Source organism: Bacillus basilensis, assembly GCF_050630465.1.
Taxonomy (GTDB): Bacteria; Bacillota; Bacilli; order Bacillales; family Bacillaceae_G; genus Bacillus_A; species Bacillus_A basilensis.
Window position 1 is genome coordinate 92645 of record NZ_JBNTQO010000005.1, and the last position, 24007, is coordinate 116651.

Sequence of the window (24007 nt, forward strand, 5' to 3'; positions counted from 1 at the left end):
AAAAAACTGCCGAGTTCGGCAGTTTTTTTATTTTACTACTTTTTCCATCATGCTTTCCATTACATGTTCCCATAGAGAAGTATCATCAGCTAATGTAGCACGGAAATTAGTGTACATTTCTTTTTGTTTCTCTTCGAATGTTGGATCTTCTTTTTCAGGCAATGTAGCGCGCATTGAAGTCACTAACTCTTGTACTTTTGGAGCACGTGGTCCCCAAACGGCTTGTTCGTTTCCATCTTTATCAATGAAAATAAAGATTGGAATCGCACGTGCTGTTCCATTTGTTAAATATTGATCCATTAATTCCAAGTTTTCATCGCGAATTAATAATGACATATCAATATTTGCAACTTCAGAAATTCGTTTCATAACAGGTACGCATAAAAGAGCATCACCACACCAATCAGCTGTTAATACGATAACACGCCAGCCATCATTTTGACGTTCTTCTAATACAGGAAGTAATTCATTTGGAATTAAAAAGTTATTGTAAATATGCAGTAGTTCGTATTGATTTACTTTCATTTCATTCACATATGTATCAAAGGACATGCCTTTATCAGCCCATTGTTGTAAGTTCATAAGTAACACCTCTTTAGTATAATTTGTTTTCATTGTACCAATTTTTATATAGAAAAGCTTGTATTCTTACTCTTTATTGTCGCTTAATAATTTATTTAATAGGAAAAGGAATAGTACGACACATAACTCAGCTATGTTGGACAGTTGTACGCTCTCTATCCAGTCGTCGGCCGTATGTATAACAAACCAATCTAACGTAATTTCAATGATAGAGAGCAGGGCGATTGAGAGCCAATAGGGCATACTTGTTATCATTGGATGTAGGAGCACTTTAAAGAAAATGAATATAAAATGTGTAATACCATCTAATAAAAGAATAAGTAAAAAAAAGAGTAGTAGAGCTGTTCTTGATGAATATTCTATACCTGTAATTTGAAAGAGTCCTACATATACAAAGAATATAAATGCAAAGAATATAATGAGAATAAGAATAACAACACTAATAATAATAGTCTTATCTTTTAGATTAAGATTAGAAAATTTGTCTTCTTCGCTCACTACTCCAACTCCTTTTTCTGGAAATTCAACTTTATTGTATCATGAAATATATATTAAAAAACTACGAATTATGGGAAAATAAAGTGACAAAAAGTAAGATTTCATGTAAAATTATTAATAAGGTTTTTATTTAACTAAATGAAATAAAAGGGGCTGTCAAAGTTGTCTCAAAATCGAGAACAATTAATGGAAGAACTATCGACAAATGTTTTTGCTATGTTCCGCACGATGCGTAATGATATTGGAAAAATATTTGGTGGTTACATACCGTGGAATGAGTTCATCGTCCTTAGAATATTGAATCGTACGAATAAAGAAATGGTATCACGTGTAGCGAATGAGTTAAATGTGTCGAATAGTCATATTACAGCTGTTACAGAAAAATTAATTAATAAAGGTTTTGTAACTCGTTCACGTTCTACGTCAGATCGTCGAGTTGTATATTTGGAGATTACAGAACAAGGAAAAGATTTAGTTGCGAAAATGGAAGATGCGAAAAAACAATATTTACAAGAAAGATTTTCTACGCTTTCAGAAGAAGAAATGAATATAATGATATCTATTTCTAAAAAACTTATTTAAGTTATTACAACCAAGAAAACGCTTACGTAGTGATGGAGAAGACCTTCCTTATATGAGGAAGGTCTTCTTTCATATGTAAAAGATTATAAAAAAGAAAATATGTAACATACTACTAGTAAAGGAAAGGGGGCAAAAATATGACAAATCGAAATGGTAGTAAAGGGAGCGGAAATCAAGGCTCACCTAGATCAGGGCAATTTCAGCAAGAGTTTAGTGCTGAATTTGAGACTGGTAATGATAACAAAGGAAAAGAATATCGTTCGAAAAAAGGAAGTAAATCAAAAAAGGAGTGAATCATTTCACTCCTTTTTTGATTTAAGATGCTGCAGATTGATCAGTATTATATTTTTCTTCTGATTTTGCGACAATCATTGCGCAAATTGCATCACCAGAAATATTTACAGCTGTTCTTGACATATCTAGAATGCGGTCAATACCGATAATTAGGGCAATACCTTCTACTGGTAGATTTACTTGATTTAAAACCATCGTCAGCATTACAAGTCCAACACCTGGTACACCAGCAGTACCGATACTAGCTAGTACAGCAGTTAATACGACCATAGCTAATTGTGGTAATGTAAGTTCAACGCCATATACTTGAGCAATAAATACAGTTGCTACACCTTGCATAATAGCTGTACCATCCATATTAATCGTTGCACCGAGTGGTTGGACAAAAGAGCTGATCGCTTTTGGAACTCCAAGCTTCTCTTGTGCTGTTTTCATTGCAAACGGAAGGGACGCGTTAGAACTAGATGTACTAAATCCAATTGCCATTACTGGTCCGAAATGTTTAAAGAACCGGACAATACTTTCTTTTGCTAATACCTTTAATAAGCCGCCATATACAAAGACCCCGTGAATAATGAGTACTAACATAACGACAATCATATACTTGAACATCGCAGCGACGCCTGCAAGACCCATTTTACCAACGGAAGAAGCGAGCAAGCCAAATGTTCCGATTGGAGCTAATTTCATAACGAGATTAACGAGATACATCATTAATTCGTTGCCCTGTTCAAGTAATGAATGGATACCTTGAACTCGTTTTCCTAAAATAGCTATACCGAGTCCAATCAATACAGCAAAGGCAATAATTTGTAACATGTTTCCATCAGCCATTGCTTTTGCTGGATTATCTGGTACGATATTCAGCAATGTATCGACGAAAGATGTTTCGGTTTTTGCACCTTCATACTTAAGCCCTTCTGTTTTAAAATTACCGCCAGCTCCCGGCTTTATAATAAGTGCAAATGTAACCGCGATAGAGATGGCAACTGCTGTTGTTACGAGGAAGAATGAAATTGATTTTAAACCAATTCTTCCGAGTTGCTTCGGATCTCCAAGACCAGCAGCTCCCAGTACGATAGAAATAAATACAACAGGAACAACTAGCATTTTAATGAGTCGAATAAACAATTGACCAAGTGGATTGAACACATATTGATTTAATGGATCAAAAATGGATGGAGCAGCTAAATTTAGAGTGAGTCCGACAACTAGACCGAGAAATAATGCAATTAAGATTGCTTTTGTTTGTTTCAATAAAATCCCCCCTTATTTTTTGTAAAATAGCTTTCTACATTAATTGTACCGAAAAAATACCTATTTTGACAATATTTTCTGAATATTTCGTATAAAAATATCTATTTCAATGTAGAAGGAGTTAAATTTTGTATTTGAAAAACAAAATAGGCCATCACATTGGATGGCCTAGGGAAGGGGACAATTTATGTCAATTTAATTAGGGATGGAAGCTACTCAAAGACACTGGGGAATGTCTTGTAAATTAGGGAGGAATAGCTTCGATACATATACTATAAAAGATGAATGTGACCGTGGTGTGAACATAGAGTGAAAGAGAGAGGGAGTTTTAAATAGAAGGTAGTAGAGTAGACAAAAAATAAGACCATCACAAATGATGGCCTAAGGAAGGGGACAATTTATGTCAATTTAATTAGGGATGGAAGTTGTTCAAGACACTGGGGAATGTCTTATAAATTAGGGAGGAACAACTTCGATACATATACTATAAAAGATGGATGTGACCGTGGTGTGAACATAGAGTGAAAGAGAGAGGGAGTTTTAAATAAAAGATAGAGTAAACAAAAAAATAAGACCATCACAAATGATGGCCTAAGGAAGGGGACAATTTATGTCAATTTAATTAGGGATGGAAGCTACTCAAAGACACTGGGGAATGTCTTGTAAATTAGGGAGGAATAGCTTCGATACATATACTATAAAAGGTAAGTGTGACCGTAGTGTGAACATAGAGTGAAAGAGAGAGGGAATTTTAAATAGAAGGTAGTAGAGTAGACAAAAAATAAGACCATCACAAATGATGGCCTAAGGAAGGGGACAATTTATGTCAATTTAATTAGGGATGGAAGTTGTTCAAGACACTGGGGAATGTCTTATAAATTAGGGAGGAACAACTTCGATACGTATACTATAAAAGGTAGATGTGACCCTGATGTGAACATAGAGTGAAAGATATGGGTATTTGAAAAATAGTACTTATGAAACTATTGTTGCAAGAGTTGTAGAGTTAGGATATATAGTTTTCCGTCATAAAATGAAGTGAAGTTCGCATATAAATAAAAGTTGTAATCTATGAAAAAAAGGATTATGCTCAACTATATTGTAAGAATATGAGGTTTATCCGACTATTTAAAGGCTCTTAAAAGCCTTTATTTATGAAGGAAAAGCTGCACTTTATTAAGGGAGTTAGTGAATATGGAAGTAACAAAAAGACAAGGGCTGTATAATCGTTTTATACGATTAAATCCACCACAAATATTAGCATTAGGCTTTTTCTGCTTAATTGTGGTTGGCGGTTTGTTATTAAAGTTACCATTCGCAACGAAAGTACATATTAGTTGGGTAGATGCTTTCTTTACGGCAACGTCAGCAGCAACTGTAACGGGTTTGGGAGTAGTAGATACTGCCAGTACGTTTACGATGTTTGGCGAAATTGTTATTATGTTTTTAATTCAAACAGGTGGTCTAGGTCTTATGACGATTGCCATTTTAATTGTTTGGGTATTAGGTAAAAAAATTGGTTTACGCCATCGCTTATTAATTGGAGAGGCATTTAATCAGACAAATATAGGTGGTCTCGTAAAATTAGTAAAACGTGTCTTTATATTTTCAATTTGTATTGAGTTTATTGGAGTTATCTTTTTATCGTTTCGCTTTATTCCAGAGTTTGGTTTTGGAAAAGGTGTATACTATAGTATTTTTCACGTTATTGCATCTTATAATAATGCTGGATTTGCTTTATGGCCAGATAATTTAACAAGGTATGTAGGAGATCCTATTATTAATATTGGGATTTGCTCTTTAATCGTAATAGGTGGTCTCGGTTTCACTGTATTAATTGATATATGGTATAGCCGTAGTTTTCGAAAACTATCACTTCATTCAAAAATAATGATTGTTGGAACGGTAGCACTAAATGTTATAGCGATGATTGTGATTTTTGTATTGGAATATAATAATGTGAAAACGTTAGGGAATTTATCTTTAAATGAAAAATTATGGGCTTCTTTCTTCCAAGGTATTACTCCTCGTACTGCTGGATTTAATACAGTTGACTACGGGGGTATGGAAGAGTCATCTATATTATTTACAATGGTTTTAATGTTTATTGGTGCAGGAAGTGTATCAACGGGTGGAGGGATTAAATTAACAACGTTTGTTATTTTAGTTACATCTGTCCTTTCTTTCTTTAGAAAGAAAGAGGAAATCGTTTTATTTCAGCGCACAATTAAAATATCGACAGTAACGAGAGCTTTAGCAATTGCTGTTGCCAGTCAAATCCTCATTTTTGCAGCAGTATTTGTATTAATGCTTACAGAAAACTTCAGTTTTATTCAGTTACTATTTGAAACAATCTCAGCGTTTGGTACAGTAGGTTTAACGATGGGGATTACTGCCAAGTTATCAGCGTTTGGAAAATGTATTATTATGTTTGTTATGTTTTGTGGATTAATCGGACCGTTAACACTTGTCTTTTCTTTAGCACGACCAGCAAAACAAAAAATAAAATATCCATCAGAAGATGTATTTACAGGATAAGGTATCCCGCATAAGCGAGATACCTTTTTCTTTTTAAAAAAGGGAGAACAATAAACCGATAAGCGCTACTCGGAATAAAATTGCAATGAGTGCTGCAATTCCGCCGACAATCGCAGCGATACCACCAGTTACAGTAGCTCCGCGATTATAAGCGTAAATCCCTAGTAATACAGAAACAAGACCAAATAATGTTGGGAAGGTAAATAGTGATAAGATAGATAAGGCAAGAGCGATAAAGCCAGCAGTTGATCCAGCGGCAGACGATCTTACATCATCTTTATTATCTTTTTCATCGTAATCATAATCAATGCGCTGTGGTGCAACCTCAGCTGCATATTCTTCTTTATAGTCACTATCTATTCTATCTCTTTTTTTATACTCATCAAATTTCTCAGTCAAAGTCATGACTCCTTTCATAACAAGGTTCAATAGTAGTATGTATCTCTTTATCTTTTTTATCCCGCTTTAATGGGCAGTAAGACCCCCACCTCAAAATTCAGCGAAAGCAAAGAAGTTAGGTGGGGGATCAACTGCCCATAAAAGTCCGATTGGTGAGGTCTAATAATCAGTGGGGATGAAGAAAACCCCCACTGATTAAAGTTTCACTTTATCCGAGTATGTACAGGGAGTAATATCCATCTAGTAGGAGGAAATTGTTTTTTTGAAATAGGAAAAGTTAGTATGACTTCCTCTATTTTGGAAAGTATAAAAAGGAATAATGAGGAAAGGGTGCAATACATAATGGAACATCCAATTGAAAATTTAATGAAAACAGCAATGACAAATTTAAAAGAGATGGTAGATGTAAATACGATTGTTGGAAGTCCAGTTTCAACAGCTGATGGAAATGTAGTATTAACAGTATCTCAAGTGGCTTTTGGTTTTGGTGCCGGTGGAAGTGACTTTAAAGGTGATTTTATTTCCGAAAAACATAATAACGGACAAGGACAGCATAAAGAGAACAAGCAAGCTCATCCGTTTGGAGGCGGAAGCGGGGCTGGGGTTTCTATTAGTCCAGTTGCCTTTTTAGTAGTTGGTTCTAACGGTGTGCAAGTATTGCACCTCAATAGTAGTACGCATTTAATTGAGAAGGCTTTAAATACTGTACCAAGCACTGTAGATAAATTTGTAAATAATCGTCAAAAGTGAACTTGCATTTTTTAGGAATTATGATATATTGGAGAAAGTGTGCTTTATGATGATCGGAATAATTGAACTGTAAATATATATGATGTGTGGAATAAGGGAGAGGAATTTATGATTAATATCAAAAACTTAGTAGTTGGCTTATGTATGTTAGTAAGCGGCTTTGTTGTATATGTAATAAAAGAAAAAGCTCCATTCTAAAACAGACAAACCGTTACTGTCTGTTTTAAATTTGTAAAAAATGTTGACGAGTTATGATATTGGTGTTATAATTTTAATTCGTGTCTCGGTTACAGCTAGTGTAAAGTAAATAAATCTTATGAATATAATACGAAAAGTTTGCGAAAGATCGGGTAGTCTTACCAACAACTTTTGTGAACAAACCCTATAAATTATAATTGTAGGCTTTATAGGTATACTAGTGAATCAAGGAGCGGTCAGTGGAACCGTAATGATGAGAGAGAGGTAGGGCTTTCATCCAGTATATGTTACTTTCCCGTTAGGTGAATATAAAAAAGAGGACTCCTTTTTAAAAGGAGTCCTCTTTCTATTTTTATAATAAATTTAAGTGCGGCTCGCAACTTGCTGACAAATTTCATCCGTTGTTAAACCGTGAGCTGTAATTACCGATCCCTTAATTGATGCATCTGCGATTCCCATCATATTGGAATCTTGTCCAGTTACAACACAACAATCGCACCCTTGTGCATCCTGTTCTGAATTAAGGGTAACAATTTCATGTCCCTGTTGCTTAAGAGCGTGCTGAACATCTGTTAATGAGTTTTCAACGCCGATTCTAGCCATAATTCTCACCTCCTACCATCTAGTTGCTAGTATGCTCAAGTACATCGCATATATTTATGCAAAGACGGTAGGAAGCATATATTTATCTGTTATTTACGGGTAGTCTGATTAAAGTATCACTTTATTTAGTCGTTATATACACCAGTAAGCATTTGGCTTACGAATTGATCGTTTAAAGTATCTTGGGCGGAAGAAGTATTTGAATGGATGTCGATTGAAGCAATAAAATTGTTATGTTCTTTATTATTTGGTTCTACCTCTACATAATTATCGAATTTACAAAAACCTTTCGTATCCATTAGATCAAATAGTTGAAGCATTTCTACTACCTCTTGTCTCGTTCCTTTAATTTGTACACACGCCATATTGATTTCCTCCTTCATTTTGACAAATTGTTTTTTAAAAATAGGATTATGATTCCGAAATGAAAAATATGAATGTTATTTTTAGACAGCGTTATTTTTATTATTTTCCCCCTTTTTCAGCAAAAGTCGTTGTATATTCCCGAATTTGTAAAAACGGACGTCCGTTTATTGAATACAATAGATTCGTATCAATTGAAGAAAATCCTTCTTTTAAACAAATATTTTTTTTAGTGGAAATTGGAGAAAAAAATTTTTGACTTTTTGTAAACGTTAACAATGTTGTTAAATCAATATAATTAAAGATGTACGTACGAATAAAAATTATAAATTTTCTAAAAATTCACTTGATTTATTTAGAAAGGAGAGTAAACTAGGAAACAATAAAAAATTCATAGAACATAGGAGGCGCTTTCCAGTGAACGAGCAATGGATTTTCTTAAATGGAGAATTTGTTCCAAAAGACGAGGCAAAAGTATCAGTATATGATCATGGTTATTTATATGGAGATGGAGTATTTGAAGGAATTAGAGTCTATAGCGGTAATGTTTTCCGTTTGAGAGAGCATCTTGTCCGGTTATATGAATCAGCAAAATCCATCATGTTAGAAATTCCATATTCTTTAGATGAAGTAACGAATATTGTTGTTGAGACGATTCGACAAAATAAATTATCTAATGGATACATTCGCCTAGTTGTATCGAGAGGAGCAGGAAATCTTGGGTTAGATCCTGATTCTTGTAAGAAACCGAATGTAGTAGTAATTGCAGAGCAACTATCTTTATTCCCGCAAGAATATTATGAAAAAGGGATTCCGGTTGTAACAGTTGCAACACGCCGAAACCGTCCAGATGTATTGTCGCCTCAAGTAAAATCTTTAAATTACTTAAACAATATTTTAGTTCGCATCGAAGCGAAATTGGCTGGAGTACAAGAAGCGCTTATGTTAAATGATCAAGGATACGTAGCTGAAGGCTCAGGAGATAATGTATTTATTGTAAAAGGAAATAAATTAATTACACCACCAAGTTCTGCTGGAGCGTTAGAAGGTATTACACGAAACGCTATTTTAGAAATCGGTGAAAAACTTGGATATGACGTTAGAGAAGAGTTATTTACAAGACATGATGTATATGTAGCCGATGAAGTATTTTTAACAGGAACGGCTGCGGAAGTAATTGCTGTTACGACAGTAGATGGTAGAACGATTGGTTTAGGGCAAACAGGTCCACATACGAATCGTTTATTAGAAGAATTCCGAAAGTTAGTTATAGAAGATGGAGAGAAGATCTACGAAGAAAATAAAGTTGGATAACAACTTTTTATAACATAAGAAAGCGTTGAGAGGGAGGAGTAGTTGATTGTGAAGCCTCACAGAGAGTCGGTGGTTGCTGAAAACCGATGGTTCACGTCGACGAACATCGCCCTTGAGTGCTAAGCTAAAGCATTTGTCTAGGCTTAGACGGTAGCTCCGTTATTAGCTAGACTCATTTATGGGTCACTGAGGCAAGAGTATTCTTGCAAAGAAGGGTGGTACCGCGAAATCTTTCGTCCCTTCAGCACATAGCTGGAGTGTGGACGTAGGATTTTTTTTATTGATAAAAGTTTTAAAAAGGGGGCTTATAAGAACAATGTCTTCAAAAACGGAAGAGAAACTGGCAACTGGTGCACAGCTATTGTTAGAAGCGCTAGAAAAGGAAGGAGTAGAAGTGATTTTCGGTTATCCTGGTGGTGCTGTTTTACCTCTTTATGATGCACTCTATGACTGTGAAATTCCGCATATTTTAACAAGGCATGAACAAGGTGCTATTCACGCTGCTGAAGGGTATGCCAGAATTACTGGCAATCCAGGGGTTGTAATTGCAACGAGTGGACCAGGTGCTACAAATGTGATTACAGGTCTAGCAGATGCGATGATTGATTCATTACCACTTGTAGTATTTACAGGGCAAGTAGCAACAACATTAATTGGAAGTGACGCTTTTCAAGAAGCGGATATTATGGGGCTTACGATGCCGGTGACAAAACATAACTATCAAGTGCGAAAGGCTTCGGATTTACCTCGAATTATTAAAGAGGCATTTCATATTGCTAAAACAGGAAGACCAGGCCCAGTCGTTATTGACCTTCCGAAAGATATGGTAGTGGAACAAGGAGAACGATGTAGTGATGTACAAATGGATTTACCAGGATACAACCCTAATTATGAACCGAATCTACTCCAAATAAACAAATTATTACAAGCAATTAGGGCTGCAAACAAGCCGTTAATTTTAGCTGGAGCAGGTGTATTGCATGCGAAAGCATCGAAAGAATTAACAAGTTTTGCTCGTAAATATGACATCCCTGTTGTCCATACATTACTTGGTCTTGGTGGGTTTCCGCCAGATGATGAACTTTTTTTAGGGATGGGAGGAATGCATGGTTCTTACACAGCTAATATGGCGTTATACGAATGCGACTTACTCATTAATATAGGTGCGAGGTTCGATGATCGTCTTACTGGAAATTTAGCTTATTTTGCTAAAGAGGCGACTGTTGCGCATATCGATATTGATCCGGCAGAAATTGGGAAAAATGTGTCAACTGAAATCCCAATTGTTGCAAGTGCTAAGCGAGCATTGGAAGTATTACTTCAATCAGAAGGGAAGAAAGAAAATCATCATGAATGGCTCTCTTTATTAAAGAGTAGAAAAGAAAAGTATCCACTATCTTATAAACGAATTTCGGAGAGCATTAAGCCGCAATACGCAATTGACATGTTATATGAAATTACGAAAGGAGAAGCCATTGTAACAACAGATGTTGGGCAACATCAAATGTGGGCAGCACAATATTATCCGCTCAAAACTCCAGATAAATGGGTAACTTCAGGAGGACTAGGAACGATGGGATTCGGATTTCCAGCCGCAATTGGTGCGCAAATTGCAAAGCCTGATGAACTAGTTATTGCAATTGTCGGTGACGCCGGATTTCAAATGACTCTGCAAGAATTAAGTGTCTTAAAAGAACATTCTTTACCCGTTAAAGTATTTATTTTAAATAATGAAGCGCTAGGAATGGTAAGACAGTGGCAAGATGAATTTTATAATCAAAGGTATTCGCATTCTTTACTACCGTGCCAACCAGATTTCGTCGCTCTTGCGAATGCGTATGGCATAAAAGGAATTCGCATAGACGATCCACTTCTTGCAAAGAAGCGAATACAGCATGCGATTGAATTACAAGAGCCAGTCGTAATTGATTGCCGTGTACTTCAATCAGAAAAGGTAATGCCGATGGTTGCGCCAGGGAAAGGTGTTCACCAAATGGAGGGAGTGGAAAAAAGGTGAAGAGAATTGTTACAGCAACAGTTCGAAATCAAAGTGGTGTGTTAAACCGAATTACAGGTGTTATGACACGAAGACATTTTAATATTGAAAGTATTTCAGTAGGTCATACGGAATCATCGGACATATCGCGGATGACGATTGTTGTACATGTTGAAAATGAACAGCAAGTGGAGCAGTTAATTAAACAACTTCATAAGCAAATTGATGTTCTGAAAGTATCAGATATTACAGAAGAAGCGATGATCGCAAGAGAACTTGCACTTATTAAAGTAGCAACTTCAGTAGCAAGAGCAGAATTATATAGTTTAATTGAACCGTTTCGAGCCGCTGTAATAGATGTTGGGAAGGATTCCATAGTGGTGCAAGTAACAGGTACGCAGGAGAAAGTAGAAGCGTTAATTGAATTACTTCGTCCATACGGTTTGAAAGAAATTGCAAGAACAGGTGTAACGGCCTTTACGCGTAGTATGAAAAAGCAAGATAAGCAAGTTATGTTAATTCAATAATCATTTAAATATAGGGGGAAATGAAAATGGCGAAAGTTTATTATGAGAAAGATGTAACGGTAAATGTATTAAAAGAGAAGAAAGTAGCAATCATCGGATACGGCTCGCAAGGTCATGCGCATGCACAAAATTTACGTGATAATGGATTTGATGTTGTAGTAGGTTTAAGAAAAGGGAAGTCTTGGGATAAAGCGAAAGAAGATGGATTTTCTGTATATACAGTAGCGGAAGCAGCCGGAAAAGCTGATGTAGTAATGATTTTGCTACCGGATGAACTGCAACCAGAAGTATATGAAGCGGAAATTGCGCCAAATTTAAAGGCAGGAAATTCTCTCGTTTTTGCACACGGATTTAATGTTCACTTTGATCAAGTGAAACCACCAGCGAATGTAGATGTATTTCTAGTAGCACCAAAAGGTCCAGGACATCTTGTGCGCCGTACATTTGCTGAAGGTGGAGCTGTTCCTGCATTATTTGCAGTATACCAAGATGCAACAGGAGTTGCGACTGAAAAGGCACTTTCTTATGCCGATGGAATTGGAGCAACGAGAGCTGGTGTACTGGAAACGACATTTAAAGAAGAAACAGAAACAGATTTATTTGGAGAGCAAGCAGTGCTTTGCGGCGGAGTAACTGCGTTAGTAAAAGCTGGCTTTGAGACGTTAGTCGATGCGGGTTATCAACCTGAACTTGCATATTTTGAATGTTTACATGAACTAAAACTAATCGTTGACCTTATGTATGAAGGTGGACTAGAAAATATGAGATATTCAGTTTCAGATACAGCGCAGTGGGGCGACTTCGTATCAGGGCCACGCGTTGTAACTGAGGATACGAAGAAAGCGATGGGTGCAGTGCTAGCAGAAATTCAAGATGGTACATTTGCAAGAGGCTGGATTGCGGAGCATAAAGCAGGAAGACCAAATTTCCATGCGACAAATGAGAAAGAAAATGAACATGAAATTGAAGTAGTTGGGCGTAAATTACGTGAAATGATGCCTTTCGTACAGCCGCGAGTAAAGGTAGGGATGAAATAATATGAAGCAGATTTTGTTCATGGATACGACGCTACGTGATGGCGAACAATCACCAGGAGTGAATTTAAATGAACAAGAGAAATTGCAAATTGCAAGGCAATTAGAGAGACTAGGGATTAATGTCATGGAAGCTGGCTTTGCAGCAGCTTCCGAAGGGGATTTTCAATCGGTAAAGCGCATCGCAAATACCATTCAAAATGCTACAGTTATGAGTTTAGCTAGAGCGAAGGAAAGTGATATTCGAAGAGCATATGAAGCTGTGAAAGGTGCTGTATCTCCTCGTTTACATGTATTTTTAGCTACGAGTGATATTCATATGAAATATAAACTTTGTATGTCAAAAGAAGATGTGTTAGATAGTATTTATCGCTCGGTTACGCTTGGAAGATCTTTATTTCCGACAGTGCAATTTTCTGCAGAAGATGCGACAAGAACATCAAGAGATTTTTTAGCTGAAGCAGTAGAAGTTGCGATTCGTGCAGGAGCGAATGTAATCAATATTCCAGACACAGTAGGTTATACGAACCCAGAAGAATACTATTCCTTATTTAAATACTTACAAGAATCCGTTCCTTCATATGAAAAAGCGATTTTCTCTTGTCATTGTCACGATGATCTTGGGATGGCAGTAGCAAATTCCTTAGCTGCGGTTGAAGGCGGAGCACTGCAAGTAGAAGGAACAATTAATGGAATTGGAGAAAGGGCAGGGAATGCGGCGTTAGAAGAGGTTGCGGTTGCACTTCATATTCGAAGAGATTTCTATAAAGCGGAGTCTTCTATGACACTACAAGAGATTAAATCGACAAGTACGTTAGTAAGTCGTTTAACAGGTATGATAGTACCGAAAAATAAAGCTATTGTAGGAGCAAATGCATTTGCTCACGAGTCAGGCATTCATCAAGATGGTGTTTTAAAAGAAGTGACAACATATGAAATTATTGAACCAGCGCTAATAGGCGAATCTCAAAATCTATTTGTACTCGGGAAACATTCTGGACGTCACGCGTTTACGGAAAAAATGAAAGAGCTTGGCTATGAATTTACGAACGAAGAGCGTGATGCGGTATTTGAAGCATTTAAAAAATTGGCTGATCGTAAAAAGGAAATTACTGAAGAAGATCTACGCGCGCTTATGCTTGGTGAAGCAGCATTTGCAGCACAACAATATAACATTACGCAATTGCAAGTACATTTCGTATCAAATAGTACACAATGCGCGACAGTTGTACTAAAAGATGAGGAAGGAAATGTATATGAAGATGCAGCCACTGGTTCTGGTAGTATTGAAGCGATATACAATGCGATTCAAAGAATTTTAGGATTAGAATGTGAATTGGCAGATTATCGCATACAATCTATTACACAAGGTCAAGATGCACTTGCTCATGTTCATGTTGAATTAAAAGAAGGAACGCATCAAGTATCAGGTTTTGGTGTTGCACAAGACGTATTAGAAGCGTCGGCAAGAGCATATGTCCATGCAGCAGGGAAATTAAAATCTCTTATAGCGCTTGTGAAATAAATGTTTGATAGGTGAGAGAAGCTTTCCTCACCTATCAGATTAAAGTTCTGAAAATTCTGTTAAGAGGAGTGTTAAAAATGGAAAAACGTATCGTTTGTTTAGCTGGTGATGGTGTCGGCCCGGAAATTATGGAGAGTGCAAAGGAAGTATTGCATATGGTAGAGAGGCTATATGGGCATCATTTTCATTTGCAAGATGAGTACTTTGGTGGTGTGGCTATTGATTTAAATGGGCAACCATTACCACAACGAACACTTGCCGCCTGTTTAGCGAGTGATGCGGTTTTACTAGGAGCAGTTGGTGGACCAAGGTGGGATGGTGTGAAAGAAAGGCCAGAGAAAGGATTATTAGCTTTAAGAAAAGGACTTGGAGTATTTGCAAATGTTCGCCCTGTCACGGTAGAAAGCGCAACGGCACATTTATCGCCATTAAAAAAGGCTGATGAAATTGATTTCGTTGTCGTTCGTGAATTAACAGGTGGGATTTATTTTTCTTATCCGAAAGAACGAACGGACGAAGTAGCAACAGATACACTTACGTATCATCGTCATGAAATTGAACGTATCGTTTCTTATGCTTTTCAATTAGCGAGTAAGCGGAAGAAAAAAGTAACATCTATTGATAAGGCTAATGTTTTAGAGTCTAGTAAACTATGGAGAACTGTAACAGAAGAGGTAGCACTTCGATATCCAGGTGTTGAATTAGAACATATTTTAGTGGATGCCGCAGCTATGGAATTAATTCGGAATCCCGGACGGTTTGATGTAATTGTAACGGAAAATTTATTTGGGGATATTTTGAGTGACGAGGCTTCAGTATTAGCTGGATCATTAGGAATGCTGCCATCAGCTAGTCACGCGGAAAAGGGCCCTTCGCTATACGAGCCTATTCACGGATCAGCACCGGATATTGCTGGGAAAAATAAGGCGAATCCAATTGCAATGATGCGCTCTGTTGCAATGATGCTTGGGCAATCGTTCGGATTAACGAGAGAAGGGTGTGCAATTGAAGAGGCAATTTCAGCAGTCCTTAAATTAGGAAAATGTACAGCAGATATCGGGGGGACTGAAACGACAACTTCTTTTACGAAGGCAGTTATGCAAGAAATGGAAGAGCAAGCGCTAGTAGGGAGAGGAAGATAATGGGGAAAAGGTTGCTAGATAAGCTTTGGGAAAGACACGTAGTTACGACAAATGAAAATGGATTAGATTTATTATATATCGATCTGCATCTTGTTCATGAAGTAACGTCACCGCAAGCCTTTGAAGGCTTGCGGCTTACAAATCGAACGGTCCGCAGACCAGATCTAACATTCGCAACGATGGATCATAATATTCCAACGAAAGATGTTTGGAATATTACCGATCGCATTGCGAAGCAGCAACTAGATACACTTCGGGAGAATTGTAAACAATTTCAGGTGCCATTAGCGGATATTGGAGATGAAGAGCAAGGGATCGTTCATGTTATCGGACCAGAACTAGGGCTCACGCAGCCAGGAAAAACAATTGTTTGTGGTGATAGTCATACAGCAACGCACGGTGCGTTTGGCGCGCTAGCATTTGGCATTGGTACGAGTGAAGTGGAACATGTATTGGCAACGCAAACGCTGTGGCAACGAAAGCCGAAAGCGATGGGCATTGAGTTAAACGGAAAATTACAGAAAGGCGTTTACGCAAAAGATATTATTTTACATCTCCTTTCAAAGTACGGTGTAGCAGTTGGAACTGGATACGTAATGGAATTTTACGGAGAGACGATTCAAGCAATGGAGATGGAAGAGAGAATGACACTTTGTAATATGGCAATTGAAGGAGGAGCAAAAGCGGGTATTATCGCGCCAGATGAAAAAACATTTGCTTATGTAAAAGGACGTAAATATGCACCGAGAGACTATGAAACTTTCGAGGGAAAATGGTCTGAACTTTATACAGATTCAGATGCGATTTATGATTTACATATTTCGATAGATGTTACGGATTTAGCACCGTACGTTACATGGGGAACAAATCCGAGTATGGGTGTTCGTATTGATGAGAAATTGCCAGAAAAGCATGATGTAAATGAAGAAAGAGCATTTTCTTATATGGGATTAAGCCCTGGACAAAGTACGTATGACATTCCAGTTCAGCATGTCTTCATTGGATCTTGTACAAATTCCAGGCTTTCTGATTTAGAAATCGCTGCATCTGTTGTGAAAGGGAGAAAGGTAAAAGAAGGTGTGCGAGCACTCGTTGTACCTGGATCGAAAAGAGTAAGAGAAGCTGCGATGCAAAAAGGACTACATCACATATTTGAAGAAGCTGGATTTGAATGGAGAGAACCTGGATGTTCAATGTGTCTTGGAATGAATCCAGATCAAGTACCTGAAGGAGAACATTGTGCTTCAACTTCAAATCGTAATTTTGAAGGAAGACAAGGAAAAGGAGCACGAACACATTTAGTTAGCCCAGCAATGGCGGCAGCAGCTGCATTATATGGTCATTTTGTTGATACTAGAAAGGAGAGTTATGATGGAGCCATTTCGTATTCATAAAGGTACTGCCGCAGTACTGATGAATGATAACATTGATACTGATCAAATTATACCGAAGCAATACTTAAAGAGAATTGAAAGGACAGGATTTGGAAAGTATTTATTCGATGAATGGCGTTATGATAATAACCGCCATGAAAACCCTAATTTTCCACTTAATGCACAAGATAGAAAAGGGGCAAGTATATTAATTACAGGTGATAATTTTGGTTGCGGTTCTTCAAGAGAACATGCTCCGTGGGCGCTTGCTGATTATGGTTTCCGCGTTATTATCGCCGGAGGGTTTGCGGATATTTTTTATATGAATTGTATGAAAAATGGTATGTTGCCAATTGTAATGGATAAAGAAACGCGAGAAAAACTTGCCAAAACGGATGCGAGAGAACGAATCGAAGTAGATTTAGAGAATGAAGTAATTACAACGAGTACGCACGTGTTCCATTTTACAATCGAGAAAATGTGGAAAGAGAAATTATTAAATGGTTTAGATGAAATTAGTATTACAATGCAATATGAACAGGGAATTGTAGAGTATGAGAGGAAAGTAGCTTTATATTAAGAAATAACGGAATGTTCAAAATGTATTTACATTCAGAATTAAGTATTATATACTATGTAAAAATTAGAGGAGAAAGGGAGTAAGTATTATGAATATCGTGCAACCTATTAAAATGCTTACACAACTACATCATCATACATAAAGCCCTTGAACCTAGCGCGTGAAAACGTGTAGGCACAAGGGTTATTCCCGTTGTACCTACACTCTACTAAAGAGCCTTGTAGGTATTTTGTCTACAAGGCTCTTTTTATTTTCGGTTTAGGTGAATGAAATAGGCATACATTAGAAAGGGAAAGGTGTGAGAGTTTAGATGACAAAATGGAAACGAGCAAACCCAAATGGAACGAGAGATTATTTATTCGAAGAATGTACGTTAATTGAAGAAGTGGAGCAAAAATTAAGACGTACTTTTTTAGAGAGAGGTTATGAGGAAATAAGGACACCTACAATTGAATTTTATGATGTTTTTGCCTTTCAAAGCAGGCCGATAGATGAAGAAAAGATGTATAAATTTTTTGATGAAAAGGGAAGGATTATCGTCTTGCGTCCAGATATGACAATTCCTTTAGCGAGAGTGATGGGAACGCAGAGGTGGGATACGCCGCTTAAACTGACGTATAGTGGGAATGTATTTCGAGCGAATGAGTCCCTTACCGGAAAATATAATGAAATTGTGCAAAGTGGTATTGAAATTATTGGGATTGATAATGTAAGAGCTGAAATTGAATGTGTCATAAGCGTCATTCAATCACTTCAAAAGGTGAAGGTGAAATCTTTTACCATAGAGATTGGGCAAGTGCAGTTATATAAATGTATTGTAAAAAAGCTCTCCATTCATGAAGAAGAAGAGAAAGTACTTAGAACGTATATAGAAAGTAAAAATTATGCTGCTCTATCAAATTTTATTAGAGAAAAGAAATTAGATCGATGTGATGAAACCGTAAGATTACTTGAGAAATTACCAAGGCTATTTGGGAATTTAGAAGTGATTGAGGAAGCAGAAAAACTCGCCTCAAGTAATGAAATGAAAATGGCTATTGCAAGAGTGAAAGAAATATATGAAGCAATTGAAAAACTAGGCTATGGATCTTACATATCAATCGATTTAGGTATGATTCAACATTTAGATTATTATACAGGTGTTATTTTCAAAGGGTATATATATGAAATTGGAGAAGAAATTGTTAGTGGCGGAAGATATGATGAGTTAATTGGGAATTTTGGGGAAATGCAGCCGGCTGTTGGACTCGCGGTGCAAGTAAATCAAATTGTAAAGGCGCTGCAAGAGCAGCAAAAACCATATGAAAGAAAGAGAATAGATATTATTATTCATTATGAGTTAAATAGATTAGCAGAAGCGGAAAGATTACGAATTTTACTTCAAAAGGACGGGAAAAAAGTAGAGCTATCTTTATTTTCTAATGTAAACGATACCTTTCAATTTGCAAGAAAAAATCAAATAGTAACGGTCGTTGAGGCAAAAAACGAATCACTAGTGGAATATGTATGGAAAGAGAAATGGGTAGTCCAGAAAGAAGGAGAAACTTCATGCGTAACATTCAAATTGCGTTAACGAAAGGAAGATTAGAAAAACATGTGATTCCACTGTTTGAGCAGATTGGAATTGATTGTTCAGAGCTCAAAAATAAAGGACGAAAGCTTGTCTTTCAAAGTAAAAATACAGATATCTCATTTATTTTAGTGAAAGCAGTAGATGTTGCTACTTATGTAGAACATGGAGTAGCTGATATTGGGGTCGTTGGAAAAGATATTTTAATGGAAAACGAGAAAGATATTTATGAAATGTTGGATTTAGGAGTAGGCGTGTGTAAGTTTTGTGTTGCTTCTATTCCTACTTATAACCCAAAGAGCTACCGGAAGAAACGTATTGCGACGAAATATCCACATATTACTTCTAACTATTTTCATGATAAAGGGGAGGATGTAGAAATTATAAAAATAGAAGGTTCTGTAGAAATTGCTCCTATTCTTGGATTGGCAGATGCGATTGTTGATATTGTTGAAACGGGAAAAACATTACAAGAAAATGGACTCATTGTATTTGAGGAAATGTATTCTATATCTGCTCGAATGATTGTAAATAAGGCAGCATTAAAAACTAAAAAAGACGAAATATTCAGTATTATAAATGTAATGGAGCGAGAAATTTTGTCAGAAAAACAGGGGGACTTGTAATGGAGATAGTTTGTGAAGATTTTCAAAAGGCGTTATCGAAAATAAAATTGCTACGAGAAAACGCTAATATAATAGAAGAAACTGTTCAAAGAAGTGTAAGCGAAATCGTTCAAAATGTAAGGGGAAGTAAGGATGAGGCCCTATCTTTTTATACAAAAAAATTTGATGGTGTAAAGATTAAAGAGTTTCGTGTAAGTGAAGAAGAAATAAAACAAGCGAGTATGTTTGTAGAGAATTCATTTTTAGAAGCGTTGCAAGAGGCGAAGAAAAACATTATTTCATATCATGAAAAGCAAAAAAGGCAATCCATATTCGATTGCGCGAGTAAAGGTATCATTAGAGGACAAATCATTCGGCCGTTAGAAAATGTAGGGGTATATGTGCCGGGCGGAACTGCTTCGTATCCTTCGTCAGTATTAATGAATGTATTGCCAGCAAAACTAGCTGGTGTGAAAAAGATTGTAATGGTAACACCGCCGAGAGATGGAGGAATTGATCCACATGTTTTAGTTGCTGCAAGCCTTGCAGGAGTAGATGAAATTTATACGATAGGTGGTGCGCAAGCAATTGCGGCTTTAGCATACGGGACGGAATCGATTCCGAAAGTGGATAAAATAGTTGGACCGGGAAATTTGTACGTCGCTCTGGCGAAACGAGAAGTGTATGGAATAGTAAATATCGATATGATTGCCGGACCATCAGAAATTGTAGTTATTGCGGATGAAACGGGTAATGCAAAATATATTGCGGCTGATTTATTATCACAAGCAGAACATGACGAGAGAGCAACAGCAATTTGTATTACAACGAATATAGAGTTAGCAAAAGAAGTAGAAAAAGAGATAGAAAGACAGTTAGAAACATTGCCAAGAAGTGAAATCGCCCGTGAATCGATGAATAGAAATGGAGCTATTTTTATCGTTCCTTCTTTAGATGAGGCACTAAAGTTATCGAATGAAATTGCCCCGGAACATTTAGAGTTACATATAAAAGAACCGATGAATGCTCTAGCCTATGTGAAACATGCAGGATCTATCTTTCTTGGATCATATTCACCGGAACCCCTCGGTGATTATTTAGCGGGACCGAATCACGTATTACCGACAAGTGGAACGGCAAGGTTTTTCTCACCATTATCAGTCGATGATTTCGTGAAAAAATCAAGCTTTCTGTCTTATACAGAGGAAGCGTTAAGAGATGTACAACATCATATTGTAGAACTTGCCAATAAAGAAGGGTTACATGCGCATGCGAGAGCAATTCAAATAAGATTTGAGGAGGAAGAATAATGCGTGAGTCCAGTCAAATACGTGAGACGACAGAGACAAGAATAAAATTAAATTTGCAGCTTGATGAAGGAAAGAACGTTTCTGTACAAACCGGAGTTGGATTTTTTGATCATATGCTAACTTTATTTGCAAGGCATGGAAGATTTGGTTTGCAAGTGGAGGCGGAAGGCGATGTATTCGTTGATGCGCATCATACAGTTGAAGATGTTGGGATTGTACTCGGAAATTGTTTGAAAGAAGCGTTGCAAAATAAAGAGGGGATTAACAGGTACGGCTCAGCATATGTACCGATGGATGAATCTTTAGGTTTTGTCGCAATTGATATTAGCGGGCGCTCATATATTGTATTTCAAGGAGAATTAACGAATCCGAAACTAGGGAATTTTGATACAGAACTAACAGAAGAATTTTTTAGAGCAGTCGCTCATGCTGCCAATATTACATTACATGCTCGCATTTTATACGGAAGCAATACACATCACAAAATTGAAGCGTTATTTAAAGCATTTGGTAGAGCGCTTAGAGAAGCGGTCGAAAGAAATGCCAACATTACTGGTGTAAATTCAACGAAAGGGATGTTGTAATTGATTGCCATTATAGATTATGGAATGGGAAATATTCGTAGTGTAGAACAAGCATTAAAATATATTGGAGCAGCGTACATCGTAACGAGTGATAAAGAAGAGATTTTTAGAAGTGATGGAGTGATTTTACCAGGAGTAGGTGCATTTCCAAAAGCGATGGATGTATTGGAAGAAAAAGATTTAGTGCATGTGTTAAAAGAAGTTGGGATTTCAGGAAAACCACTTTTAGGTATTTGCTTAGGAATGCAGCTTTTATTTGAAAAAAGTGAGGAACTACAAGACTGTAACGGATTGAATTTATTACCAGGTATCATTCGGAAATTAAAAGTTCCTTATAAAATTCCACATATGGGATGGAATGAGCTAAAGAAAGAGGGAGAAATAGCGCTTTGGAATGGAGTAGAGAACGGTTCTTTCGTATATTATGTCCACTCTTATTACGCAGATTGTCCAAATGAAATTGTGTATGGAATAAGTGATTATGGAGTGAAAGTACCTGGTTTTGTAGCAAAAGGAAATATATATGGCGCACAGTTTCATCCTGAAAAAAGTGGTGACATTGGAATGCAAATGTTAAAAAATTTCAAAGGAGTGGTAGAATCATGGAAATCTTCCCAGCTATCGATTTAAAAGAGGGACGATGCGTTAGACTTTATCAAGGAGAGTTTAGTAAAGAAACAGTAATGAATGAAGATCCGGTTGCACAAGCGATTATATTTGAAAAATTTGGAGCGAAAACATTACACATTGTTGATTTAGATGGTGCAATTGCTGGGGAGTCGTTAAACTTGCCGATCATTGAAAAAATTTGCAAGGCGGTACGTATTCCTGTGCAAGTTGGAGGAGGAATTCGATCACTTGTAGCAGTAGAGAAGTTATTGTCAATAGGTGTAGATAAAGTGATTTTAGGAACAGCTGCTCTTTATGATAAGGCATTTTTAGAAGAAGCAGTTCGTCTATATAAAGAAAAAATCATTGTTGGAATTGATGCGAAAAATGGTTTCGTAGCAACGAGAGGCTGGCTCGATGTGTCTGAAATTTCTTATATTTATTTAGCGAAGCAAATGGAGAATGTAGGTGTTCAAACGATTGTGTTTACGGACATTTCGAAAGACGGGACACTTGCAGGGCCGAATTTTGAGCAATTAGAGTTACTACAAAAAAGCGTAGGTCTGCGTCTCATTGCTTCTGGAGGAGTGGCATCTATTCAAGATGTGAAGAAATTAAATGATATGAATATATGCGGCGTCATAATTGGTAAGGCACTTTACGAGAAAACGATTGATTTAGAAGAAGTGTTACAGGTAACAAAGTTATGTTAGCGAAACGCATTATTCCATGTCTAGATGTGAAAGAAGGGCGAGTCGTAAAGGGTGTAAATTTTATAGGATTACAAGACGTCGGTGATCCTGTTGAAATAGCTGCCTTATATAATGATGTGGGAGCAGATGAAATTGTATTTTTAGATATTACGGCAACGCATGAAGGTCGAAAAACGATTATAGACGTTGTAGAAAAAACAGCTTCAAAAGTATTTATTCCTCTTACAGTTGGAGGAGGGATTTCAAGTGTGAAAGATATGTACAAATTACTAAGAGCTGGAGCAGATAAAGTATCAATCAACTCAGCGGCAGTGCGAAATCCAAAGCTAATCGAAGAAGGGGCAGAACACTTTGGCTCACAATGTATTGTCGTAGCAATTGATGCTAGAAAAGTAGCAGAAGATAAGTGGAATGTATATGTGAACGGCGGAAGAGTTGATACGGGAATGGATGCTATCGAATGGGCGAAGCGCGTCGTTATGCTCGGGGCAGGTGAAATTCTATTAACGAGTATGGATGCAGATGGAACGAAAAATGGATATGACCTTCGTTTAACGGAAGAAATTTCAAAAAGCGTTTCCGTACCAGTCATCGCGTCAGGTGGATGTGGTCATGCTGATCACATTATAGAAGTCTTTCAAAAGACAACAGTCGACGCAGCACTAGCGGCATCGATCTTTCATTATGGTGAGGCGACAGTGCAGGACGTAAAGAGAAAATTAAAAAATGCAAATGTTGAGGTGCGGTTATGAAACCTAACTTTTCAAAAGGATTAATACCGGTAGTTGTCATCGAAGAGGATACGAAAGAAGTTTTAATGCTAGCTTATATGAATGAAGAAGCGTATGAAAAGACGCTAGAAACGAAAAGAACATGGTTTTATTCCCGCTCGAGAGAATCTTTGTGGAATAAAGGAGAAACATCAGGAAATGTCCAATATGTGCAATCTCTTTATTTAGATTGTGATCAAGATTCAATCGTTGTTGTCGTAAAGCAAGTAGGACCTGCTTGTCATACGGGAGAAAAAACATGTTTTCACTACAAAATTATATAGGGGGATA

The 24007-nt window shown here is 37.0% G+C and carries 28 protein-coding genes and 1 other annotated feature; of the genes, 22 read left to right on the forward strand and 6 right to left on the reverse strand.

Annotation, left to right across the window (positions count from 1 at the left end; translation table 11 throughout):
• Window positions 1-27: 27 nt before the first annotated feature.
• On the reverse strand, window positions 28-615 hold the full coding sequence (locus tag ACQVV1_RS12400) for a thioredoxin family protein (protein WP_242251107.1): 588 nt from the start codon (window positions 613-615) through the stop codon (window positions 28-30).
• A 33-nt stretch (window positions 616-648) separates the two neighbouring features.
• Window positions 649-1080, reverse strand: coding sequence for a YrvL family regulatory protein (locus ACQVV1_RS12405; RefSeq protein WP_242251108.1), 432 nt, complete (start codon window positions 1078-1080; stop codon window positions 649-651).
• Between the two features lie 162 nt (window positions 1081-1242).
• On the opposite strand from ACQVV1_RS12405, the gene ACQVV1_RS12410 reads away from it, so the two are divergent.
• A complete protein-coding gene (locus tag ACQVV1_RS12410; protein ID WP_242251109.1) occupies window positions 1243-1662 on the forward strand; it encodes a MarR family winged helix-turn-helix transcriptional regulator in 420 nt (139 codons plus the stop codon).
• 137 nt (window positions 1663-1799) lie between these two features.
• On the forward strand, window positions 1800-1955 hold the full coding sequence (locus tag ACQVV1_RS12415; RefSeq protein WP_000184934.1) for a hypothetical protein: 156 nt from the start codon (window positions 1800-1802) through the stop codon (window positions 1953-1955).
• 22 nt (window positions 1956-1977) lie between these two features.
• On the opposite strand, the gene ACQVV1_RS12420 is transcribed toward ACQVV1_RS12415, so the two are convergent.
• Window positions 1978-3213, reverse strand: a complete 1236-nt coding sequence (locus tag ACQVV1_RS12420; protein ID WP_063224472.1) for a dicarboxylate/amino acid:cation symporter — start codon at window positions 3211-3213, stop codon at window positions 1978-1980.
• A gap of 1194 nt (window positions 3214-4407) precedes the next feature.
• On the opposite strand from ACQVV1_RS12420, the gene ACQVV1_RS12425 reads away from it, so the two are divergent.
• Window positions 4408-5751: a TrkH family potassium uptake protein gene (locus ACQVV1_RS12425; protein ID WP_242251111.1), complete on the forward strand. Its 1344-nt coding sequence runs from the start codon at window positions 4408-4410 to the stop codon at window positions 5749-5751.
• 33 nt (window positions 5752-5784) lie between these two features.
• On the opposite strand, the gene ACQVV1_RS12430 is transcribed toward ACQVV1_RS12425, so the two are convergent.
• Window positions 5785-6168, reverse strand: a complete 384-nt coding sequence (locus tag ACQVV1_RS12430; protein WP_142332721.1) for an imidazole glycerol phosphate synthase — start codon at window positions 6166-6168, stop codon at window positions 5785-5787.
• Between the two features lie 264 nt (window positions 6169-6432).
• On the opposite strand from ACQVV1_RS12430, the gene ytfJ reads away from it, so the two are divergent.
• Together ytfJ and ACQVV1_RS12440 are read left to right on the forward strand one after the other, a co-directional pair.
• The gene (gene ytfJ, locus ACQVV1_RS12435) at window positions 6433-6900 is read left to right on the forward strand and encodes a GerW family sporulation protein (protein ID WP_147808844.1); all 468 of its coding nucleotides are present in this window, start codon (window positions 6433-6435) and stop codon (window positions 6898-6900) included.
• A gap of 108 nt (window positions 6901-7008) precedes the next feature.
• Window positions 7009-7098 carry a hypothetical protein gene (locus ACQVV1_RS12440; RefSeq protein ID WP_000608225.1) on the forward strand — a complete coding sequence of 30 codons (90 nt, stop codon included), beginning with the start codon at window positions 7009-7011 and terminating at the stop codon, window positions 7096-7098.
• A gap of 363 nt (window positions 7099-7461) precedes the next feature.
• Here the strand turns inward: ACQVV1_RS12440 and ACQVV1_RS12445 are convergent, their stop codons facing one another.
• Complete coding sequence (locus ACQVV1_RS12445; RefSeq protein ID WP_063224468.1) at window positions 7462-7701, reverse strand: YkuS family protein; 240 nt, start codon at window positions 7699-7701, stop codon at window positions 7462-7464.
• Between the two features lie 125 nt (window positions 7702-7826).
• The gene (locus ACQVV1_RS12450) at window positions 7827-8066 is read right to left on the reverse strand and encodes a DUF3911 family protein (RefSeq protein ID WP_000752504.1); all 240 of its coding nucleotides are present in this window, start codon (window positions 8064-8066) and stop codon (window positions 7827-7829) included.
• Between the two features lie 59 nt (window positions 8067-8125).
• On the opposite strand from ACQVV1_RS12450, the gene ACQVV1_RS12455 reads away from it, so the two are divergent.
• The 17 genes from ACQVV1_RS12455 (at window position 8126) to hisI (ending at window position 24000) form a co-directional block, all read left to right on the forward strand.
• Window positions 8126-8323: a hypothetical protein gene (locus ACQVV1_RS12455; protein ID WP_309259883.1), complete on the forward strand. Its 198-nt coding sequence runs from the start codon at window positions 8126-8128 to the stop codon at window positions 8321-8323.
• Between the two features lie 158 nt (window positions 8324-8481).
• Window positions 8482-9378, forward strand: coding sequence for a branched-chain-amino-acid transaminase (ilvE, locus tag ACQVV1_RS12460; RefSeq protein WP_001005497.1), 897 nt, complete (start codon window positions 8482-8484; stop codon window positions 9376-9378).
• A 16-nt stretch (window positions 9379-9394) separates the two neighbouring features.
• Window positions 9395-9622, forward strand: a binding site (T-box leader).
• A gap of 72 nt (window positions 9623-9694) precedes the next feature.
• Complete coding sequence (ilvB, locus tag ACQVV1_RS12465) at window positions 9695-11395, forward strand: acetolactate synthase large subunit (RefSeq protein ID WP_242251112.1); 1701 nt, start codon at window positions 9695-9697, stop codon at window positions 11393-11395.
• Window positions 11392-11901 (forward strand): acetolactate synthase small subunit, encoded by a 510-nt coding sequence (gene ilvN / locus ACQVV1_RS12470; RefSeq protein ID WP_000822948.1) that lies wholly within the window; start codon window positions 11392-11394, stop codon window positions 11899-11901. The genes ilvB and ilvN overlap by 4 nt, the downstream gene beginning before the upstream one ends.
• Before the next feature lie 26 nt (window positions 11902-11927).
• Window positions 11928-12938 (forward strand): ketol-acid reductoisomerase, encoded by a 1011-nt coding sequence (gene ilvC, locus ACQVV1_RS12475; RefSeq protein ID WP_063224466.1) that lies wholly within the window; start codon window positions 11928-11930, stop codon window positions 12936-12938.
• A 1-nt stretch (window position 12939) separates the two neighbouring features.
• The gene (leuA, locus tag ACQVV1_RS12480) at window positions 12940-14460 is read left to right on the forward strand and encodes a 2-isopropylmalate synthase (RefSeq protein ID WP_063224465.1); all 1521 of its coding nucleotides are present in this window, start codon (window positions 12940-12942) and stop codon (window positions 14458-14460) included.
• Window positions 14461-14537: 77 nt separating this feature from the next.
• Window positions 14538-15602 carry a 3-isopropylmalate dehydrogenase gene (leuB, locus tag ACQVV1_RS12485; protein WP_242251113.1) on the forward strand — a complete coding sequence of 355 codons (1065 nt, stop codon included), beginning with the start codon at window positions 14538-14540 and terminating at the stop codon, window positions 15600-15602.
• Window positions 15602-16996, forward strand: a complete 1395-nt coding sequence (gene leuC, locus ACQVV1_RS12490; RefSeq protein WP_098555511.1) for a 3-isopropylmalate dehydratase large subunit — start codon at window positions 15602-15604, stop codon at window positions 16994-16996. The genes leuB and leuC overlap by 1 nt, the downstream gene beginning before the upstream one ends.
• Complete coding sequence (gene leuD, locus ACQVV1_RS12495; RefSeq protein WP_431168923.1) at window positions 16974-17555, forward strand: 3-isopropylmalate dehydratase small subunit; 582 nt, start codon at window positions 16974-16976, stop codon at window positions 17553-17555. The genes leuC and leuD overlap by 23 nt, the downstream gene beginning before the upstream one ends.
• Before the next feature lie 310 nt (window positions 17556-17865).
• On the forward strand, window positions 17866-19128 hold the full coding sequence (hisZ, locus tag ACQVV1_RS12500; RefSeq protein ID WP_063224461.1) for an ATP phosphoribosyltransferase regulatory subunit: 1263 nt from the start codon (window positions 17866-17868) through the stop codon (window positions 19126-19128).
• A complete protein-coding gene (hisG, locus tag ACQVV1_RS12505; protein WP_242251114.1) occupies window positions 19104-19751 on the forward strand; it encodes an ATP phosphoribosyltransferase in 648 nt (215 codons plus the stop codon). The genes hisZ and hisG overlap by 25 nt, the downstream gene beginning before the upstream one ends.
• Entirely contained in the window at window positions 19751-21040 is a 1290-nt protein-coding gene (hisD, locus tag ACQVV1_RS12510; RefSeq protein ID WP_431168924.1) for a histidinol dehydrogenase, read from the forward strand. Before hisG ends, hisD begins: the two co-directional genes overlap by 1 nt.
• A complete protein-coding gene (hisB, locus tag ACQVV1_RS12515) occupies window positions 21040-21624 on the forward strand; it encodes an imidazoleglycerol-phosphate dehydratase HisB (protein ID WP_431168925.1) in 585 nt (194 codons plus the stop codon). Before hisD ends, hisB begins: the two co-directional genes overlap by 1 nt.
• A complete protein-coding gene (hisH, locus tag ACQVV1_RS12520) occupies window positions 21625-22254 on the forward strand; it encodes an imidazole glycerol phosphate synthase subunit HisH (RefSeq protein WP_242251118.1) in 630 nt (209 codons plus the stop codon).
• Window positions 22227-22946: a 1-(5-phosphoribosyl)-5-[(5-phosphoribosylamino)methylideneamino]imidazole-4-carboxamide isomerase gene (gene hisA / locus ACQVV1_RS12525; protein ID WP_242251121.1), complete on the forward strand. Its 720-nt coding sequence runs from the start codon at window positions 22227-22229 to the stop codon at window positions 22944-22946. The genes hisH and hisA overlap by 28 nt, the downstream gene beginning before the upstream one ends.
• On the forward strand, window positions 22940-23698 hold the full coding sequence (hisF, locus tag ACQVV1_RS12530) for an imidazoleglycerol phosphate synthase cyclase subunit (protein ID WP_431168926.1): 759 nt from the start codon (window positions 22940-22942) through the stop codon (window positions 23696-23698). Before hisA ends, hisF begins: the two co-directional genes overlap by 7 nt.
• The gene (gene hisI, locus ACQVV1_RS12535; RefSeq protein WP_242251125.1) at window positions 23695-24000 is read left to right on the forward strand and encodes a phosphoribosyl-AMP cyclohydrolase; all 306 of its coding nucleotides are present in this window, start codon (window positions 23695-23697) and stop codon (window positions 23998-24000) included. Before hisF ends, hisI begins: the two co-directional genes overlap by 4 nt.
• Window positions 24001-24007 lie beyond the last annotated feature (7 nt).